Consider the following 1,426-nt stretch of genomic DNA (forward strand, 5'->3'; position numbering starts at 1 on the left):
CTCAGGCTCGCTTCCCGCTTAGATGCTTTCAGCGGTTATCGATTCCGAACTTAGCTACCGGGCAATGCGTCTGGCGACACAACCCGAACACCAGAGGTTCGTCCACTCCGGTCCTCTCGTACTAGGAGCAGCCCCCTTCAATCTTCCAACGCCCACGGCAGATAGGGACCGAACTGTCTCACGACGTTCTAAACCCAGCTCGCGTACCACTTTAAATGGCGAACAGCCATACCCTTGGGACCGACTTCAGCCCCAGGATGTGATGAGCCGACATCGAGGTGCCAAACACCGCCGTCGATATGAACTCTTGGGCGGTATCAGCCTGTTATCCCCGGAGTACCTTTTATCCGTTGAGCGATGGCCCTTCCATTCAGAACCACCGGATCACTATGACCTGCTTTCGCACCTGCTCGAATTGTCATTCTCGCAGTCAAGCGGCTTATGCCATTGCACTAACCTCACGATGTCCAACCGTGATTAGCCCACCTTCGTGCTCCTCCGTTACGCTTTGGGAGGAGACCGCCCCAGTCAAACTACCCACCAGGCACTGTCCGTAACCCCGATAAGGGGTCGACGTTAGAACATCAACACTACAAGGGTGGTATTTCAAGGACGGCTCCACCAACACTGGCGTGCTGGTTTCAAAGCCTCCCACCTATCCTACACATGTAGGGTCAATGTTCAGTGCCAAGCTGTAGTAAAGGTTCACGGGGTCTTTCCGTCTAGCCGCGGGTACACTGCATCTTCACAGCGATTTCAATTTCACTGAGTCTCGGGTGGAGACAGCGTGGCCATCATTACGCCATTCGTGCAGGTCGGAACTTACCCGACAAGGAATTTCGCTACCTTAGGACCGTTATAGTTACGGCCGCCGTTTACCGGGGCTTCGATCAAGAGCTTCGACCGAAGTCTAACCCCATCAATTAACCTTCCGGCACCGGGCAGGCGTCACACCGTATACGTCATCTTACGATTTTGCACAGTGCTGTGTTTTTAATAAACAGTTGCAGCCACCTGGTATCTGCGACTCTCAATAGCTCCATCCGCAAGGGACTTCACCGTCGAGAGCGTACCTTCTCCCGAAGTTACGGTACCATTTTGCCTAGTTCCTTCACCCGAGTTCTCTCAAGCGCCTTGGTATTCTCTACCCGACCACCTGTGTCGGTTTGGGGTACGATTCCTTACAATCTGAAGCTTAGAGGCTTTTCCTGGAAGCATGGCATCAATGACTTCACTACCGTAGTAGCTCGACGTCGTGTCTCAGCCTTAAGAAGAGCCGGATTTACCTAACTCTTCAGCCTACACACTTGAACCTGGACAACCGTCGCCAGGCCCACCTAGCCTTCTCCGTCCCCCCCCATCGCAATTGTAAGAAGTACGGGAATATTAACCCGTTTCCCATCGACTACGCTTTCGGCCTCGCCTT

At 53.4% G+C, this 1,426-nt stretch carries 1 rRNA gene; it reads right to left on the reverse strand.

What is annotated here, in order from left to right:
* Positions 1-1,426: ribosomal RNA gene (locus B853_RS15480) — 23S ribosomal RNA — on the reverse strand; the annotation flags it as partial.

It is taken from the genome of Vibrio rotiferianus CAIM 577 = LMG 21460 (assembly GCF_002741985.1).
GTDB classification, from domain to species: domain Bacteria; phylum Pseudomonadota; class Gammaproteobacteria; order Enterobacterales; family Vibrionaceae; genus Vibrio; species Vibrio rotiferianus.